The organism is Gemmatimonadota bacterium (genome assembly GCA_026705765.1).
GTDB lineage: Bacteria > Latescibacterota > UBA2968 > UBA2968 > UBA2968 > VXRD01.
The window spans coordinates 1-4,534 of the sequence record JAPPAB010000103.1 but is presented as its reverse complement, the minus strand read 5'-3'; the positions used below and the strand labels follow the sequence as shown (position 1 = coordinate 4,534).

The window sequence follows — 4,534 nt, the reverse complement described above, 5'->3', positions numbered from 1 at the left end:
CTGCTCCTCAAGATACGCCCGTACGTCAGAACTTTTTCTCACAGCCTTAAAAAACTCGTCCTTCGGCACCTGCAACACATCCGCATCCTCAACCGCTCGTACCGTTGCCCGATGCCCTTGCCGGGTCAACAATGCCCCTTCGCCAAAATGATCACCCGCATACAGATAGCCCACGGTCATCGAATCGCCATTCCCATCCTGCTTCATCACCCGCAACCGTCCAGACTGCACAATGTAAAACGCCTCACCTTCTTGCCCCTGTTGAAACACAACACCTCCAAAGGGAAAGTGAACAGATTGTGACCGAACCGAGTTTTTAATGAAAAAATGCGAAAGATTCATTTTTTAACTTTCTCTACTGTACTGTGTGGATCAGCACATATCCTTCTCAATTATCGCATCCTAAAGTTTCTTCAAGTTCAACCTCCGCCTCACGGTGACCTGTTTTTTCGCGTTTCGCCACCTGATAAAACCACCACAACCCAAGAACAGCCAATATCGGTCCACATACATTCAACCACCACGGATTGTGAACCACAACATTAAAATCTTCTGGAACTGGAAAACCCGGTACATCGAAATGCAGAAATGTTGTGGCCAGAAAATTGTTCAGAGCGTGTCCCCAAATTGCAGGCCACAAAGACCCCGCTTTGATGACCCAATAGGCAAAGACAAGCCCTAATACAAAAGCCCCTGGAAATTGCCACGGATTCAGATGTATTAAACCAAATAAAATTGCCGACCAAACAATCGCCCGATTTTGAGTACAATGTGCCAATAAACCTCTCAAGATAATGCCTCTAAAAACGACCTCTTCAGTAAGGGGTGCTATCACAACTGCGGCAAATAAGGCTGATAGATAAGATGTTTGTTTTCCGATCGATTGATGAAAGATGTCCTGAAATATATCTGGCATTGGCAAAACAGATATAACCGCATTGTACAATTCAGCAAGAATAACCCCCAGTCCAAAGATAGATAATCCAACGGCAAGCCACATGCGCCAATTATAGTCTATATTTTTAATCGCAAGAGGCAACATATCTGTCCATGTTCGACCTGTCCGATGCGAAATATAGCACAAAATCAGAACAAATTTTACCAACGACAAAAGCCAGAAAGAGTAATCATACTCATGCAAAGGTTCGTCAATAATGGCACCTATGATGTCAATCAATATGGTCAAACCAAATGCGATGAAGATATATAATACCAGCAGCCAAACAGACTGTTTCAGATTTGGATACGTCATCTCTTTCCTTCTTGATAACTGATGTTACGCAGTGGTGAGTTGATTTTTTGTTCAAAGTATGGACAAAAAATCTAATAAGCTGTTTTAAAATTATTGAGAGTTAAAAAGTTTCGCGCTTCGCCACCTGAGAAAACCACCACAACCCAATCACAGCCAATAGTACCGCACACACATCTACCCACCACGGCAAAAAGATCAAAGCTTCTGAAATTTTCCCAAAGCCCGGTATTCCCAACCGTGCCAAGGTAACGGCCAAAAAACTGTTCAGTGCGTTTCCCAAAAGACAAGGCAACAAAGACCCCGTTTGAATAAACCACCATGCGAATACAAGTCCAAATGTGAAGGCCAGGGGAAATTGCCATGGGTTCATATAAGAGAAAAAAAATAAAATTGTCGACAAAATAGCGGCCTGAGACTTTGAGCAACAGACCAATAAACCACCTAAAATAATGCCTCTAAATAGCACCTCATCGACTATGGGTTCTTGAATTGCCGTGGCATAAAAGGCCAACCAATAAGGGACTTCCTGGCCGACCATTGATTGAAAATTATTCAGCCACAACTCCGGCATCGGAATCAAGTATATTACCATTTTTCTTAATTCCAGAGCGACTATAACTAATCCGAGGATAGATACGACAATTGGAAATAACAATTGCCACGAAATTGCTTTTATGGGCATAATATCGGACCACGAAGACCATGTTCGATCAGTTCGGCGCAAAACATAACACACGAGCAAAACAAAACTCGCCAGTCCTACACAGATCATATAATGACTTGTGTGTATCGGATAGCCTATAATTCTTCCCAGTATCACAATCGGGATCATCAAACCTATCTGAATCAGGAATAACAATACCAATAGCCAAACAGACTGTTTCAGATTTGGATATGTCATCTCAATTTTCCAATATGAATTCCTGACCATAACGGATTGCGGTAGTAGCATTTCTTGAGATTATTTTACTACTGTAAAACGTTACAATCAGGCATTTTTAGATTATCTATGATGGTGTTCTTCTGAGGATACAGCGATAGCTTCTGGTAGTATATAGAAACCAGGTTCTGATGGATGGTCTTGAATCCATTTGTCATTTTCAACCTGGCGAACTTTAAAAAATAGCAAGACATCTCCAGCACAGGCAGCTATTGTGCAACTGAAGAACAATATCGACCAGATGGATGGATCCAACCAGAAAATAAGACCTGCAATGGGTGTGGTGACAATGAGGGGAAAAAGGGCAAAAATTCGATAAGTATTCACTTTTAGCGGTTTATCACAATGACAATAAAAAATGAACCATTGCCATTTGAATCCAAAATGTATTGAACGCCCGGGTACCTTCCCCCATAGTAGCGCGGCAAAAGCATGGAGTGCTTCGTGAAAAATAATAAGTAAAAACATAGATCCCAATAATTTCCACAGATCAGTGTGGGTGTAGTGCAACTCAATCTCCTCAAAAGATACAACTTGAACAGCAAAGACAATATGAAATGCGATAAAAAACATAAAGAGCGAAAGAATGTTCATATAGACTTTATTTATTATATAGACCTTATGAAACCTTTGGTCTTGACAAATTTCCGTATTCAATAGCATATTATCCTCAAAATTTCTGATTGTAACGTGGGGAAGCACAAACAGTGGCACTTCAAAATAAGCAAAATGGGAAAAATCAAAAAGAGTTGCGTCGTCTTCGACGCGAGAACAAGCAGTTGCACATTGAGCGCGAGATACTGTCAAAACATATGCCGTAGTGATTCTATACGGTAGCAGCGGCCTAGTTCATCGCGGCAAAAGAGACTACCCATATCAATCTTACTTGCGATTGTCATTTCGGCACGGTTTTAGCCGCAATCCAGAAGGTTTTGCTGTTCCTGTCTATATGGGCATGACTTACGCCACGATGCACTAGGCTACATTCCAATTTGGCTTACCAACCGTCGCCTAAGCTTATATTTGTCAGGCCTTCGGCAAAGTCAGACAGGACGCCCTCGACGAACTCTTCGGCTGCCTCGTAACCTTCAGAAATCCTGTCTCCATACCAATCAGCTGCATCAGCCGCTTGTTGAGGATTTGTCAATACTACAACGGCTACTCCAACGGCTACTCCAACCGCGATTGCGACATGGACAGGAGTTCCTCCTGATACCTCAGTCATGGCCTGTCTATCCAAATCTTCATGGTTGATAGACAGAGCTGGACATGCAGCAAAAGCTGGACTGGGATTGGTCGTCATTCGATTTACCAACGTTTGAGTCATGATATCCTCCAAAATATAAGTGAATTGTAACGTTCATCAATTACTTTGTTTTTTACGTCGTATCAAACCGATTGCTCAGGATTTGATACGACTCGTATCTTCATTCCTCTCACCTCCTTTCTTCAATATCTCAGCTCAAGCTGGACTTCTTTTCCGATCAGGGAACCACGAGCATATCGCTGAAGTGTCAGATTTTGCGAAGTGTTTAAGCGTTTTATGGGTGGGACGTGGCGTAATACTACCAGGAAGCCCACCATTCACTCACCGTATCGTAGATATCATCCACTGTATCTTCGATATAATCAATAATATCTTCAAGGAGCTCCGCTGGATCTCCTTCTGGCAAAATGCATCCCCCTGATGTATTCGCCATTTCGCTACGCATTAGTTCCATCTCTCGACCAGGAAGTTGAACACAGGTCACAGAATCTTGTGCTGGCATTGACGTAATGCGTTCTGTCATTTCTCTCACCTCCCTTCTTCAATATCTCAGCGAAGCACAGGTAGCATCCCCGTGGCACCTGTCAGGGAGCCGTGAGCATATCGCTGAAGTATCGGATTTTGCGAAGCATTTTGTATGCCGTGTCGCGATCACTGCATAAGCCTATCAGAGCAGCTTCGACTTCATTTGGATGTAAATGTTGCATCAAGTGAAGTCCCACACCCTCAATAAGGGACATATCTTGTCCCAAAAACGGAATGCGCGGCAAGGGACCTTGCGCGCTTCCCAAATAGTTAAATCCTTTAGACACACTTTTTTGATTGCCAGACACATCACAACCCTGTGTAAAACTCACGGTTATTGGTATCGGGCAGGCGGGTGCATCGCGCCTGGTCCGCAAACTTTCAAACAGCGTCATATGCTGTTGTGCCGTGTGATCCCAGGAAAATTCGAGCGCGCGTTTGCGAGCGCCCTCTCCCAATTTCTCCCGCTCCGTTTTGCTATTCAACAAATCGCGTACAGCATCTGAAATCACCTCAGGAGCGATATAACCCGTCACATTCAATGGCTCAT

At 43.3% G+C, this 4,534-nt stretch carries 7 protein-coding genes; all 7 read right to left on the bottom strand.

All coding sequences use genetic code 11. The features are described from left to right. A partial coding sequence (locus OXH16_13830) for a cyclic nucleotide-binding domain-containing protein (GenBank protein ID MCY3682475.1) occupies window positions 1-342 on the bottom strand: 342 nt, incomplete at its 3' end. A gap of 46 nt (window positions 343-388) precedes the next feature. Then, window positions 389-1,252: a type II CAAX endopeptidase family protein gene (locus OXH16_13825; protein ID MCY3682474.1), complete on the bottom strand. Its 864-nt coding sequence runs from the start codon at window positions 1,250-1,252 to the stop codon at window positions 389-391. Between the two features lie 100 nt (window positions 1,253-1,352). Further along, complete coding sequence (locus OXH16_13820) at window positions 1,353-2,153, bottom strand: CPBP family intramembrane metalloprotease (GenBank protein ID MCY3682473.1); 801 nt, start codon at window positions 2,151-2,153, stop codon at window positions 1,353-1,355. A 102-nt stretch (window positions 2,154-2,255) separates the two neighbouring features. Continuing rightward, a complete protein-coding gene (locus OXH16_13815) occupies window positions 2,256-2,999 on the bottom strand; it encodes a DUF3267 domain-containing protein (GenBank protein ID MCY3682472.1) in 744 nt (247 codons plus the stop codon). Window positions 3,000-3,189: 190 nt separating this feature from the next. Beyond that, a complete protein-coding gene (locus OXH16_13810; GenBank protein MCY3682471.1) occupies window positions 3,190-3,519 on the bottom strand; it encodes a hypothetical protein in 330 nt (109 codons plus the stop codon). A 238-nt stretch (window positions 3,520-3,757) separates the two neighbouring features. After that, complete coding sequence (locus OXH16_13805) at window positions 3,758-3,982, bottom strand: hypothetical protein (GenBank protein MCY3682470.1); 225 nt, start codon at window positions 3,980-3,982, stop codon at window positions 3,758-3,760. Between the two features lie 61 nt (window positions 3,983-4,043). After that, window positions 4,044-4,534: hypothetical protein (locus OXH16_13800; protein MCY3682469.1), on the bottom strand; the 491-nt coding region annotated here is incomplete at its 5' end.

Coding starts and splice junctions, on each gene's coding strand:
- OXH16_13825 (MCY3682474.1), bottom strand. CDS start 1,252: ATGACGTATCCAAATCTGAAACAGTCTGTTTGGCTGCTGGTATTATAT.
- OXH16_13820 (MCY3682473.1), bottom strand. CDS start 2,153: ATGACATATCCAAATCTGAAACAGTCTGTTTGGCTATTGGTATTGTTA.
- OXH16_13810 (MCY3682471.1), bottom strand. CDS start 3,519: ATGACTCAAACGTTGGTAAATCGAATGACGACCAATCCCAGTCCAGCT.
- OXH16_13805 (MCY3682470.1), bottom strand. CDS start 3,982: ATGACAGAACGCATTACGTCAATGCCAGCACAAGATTCTGTGACCTGT.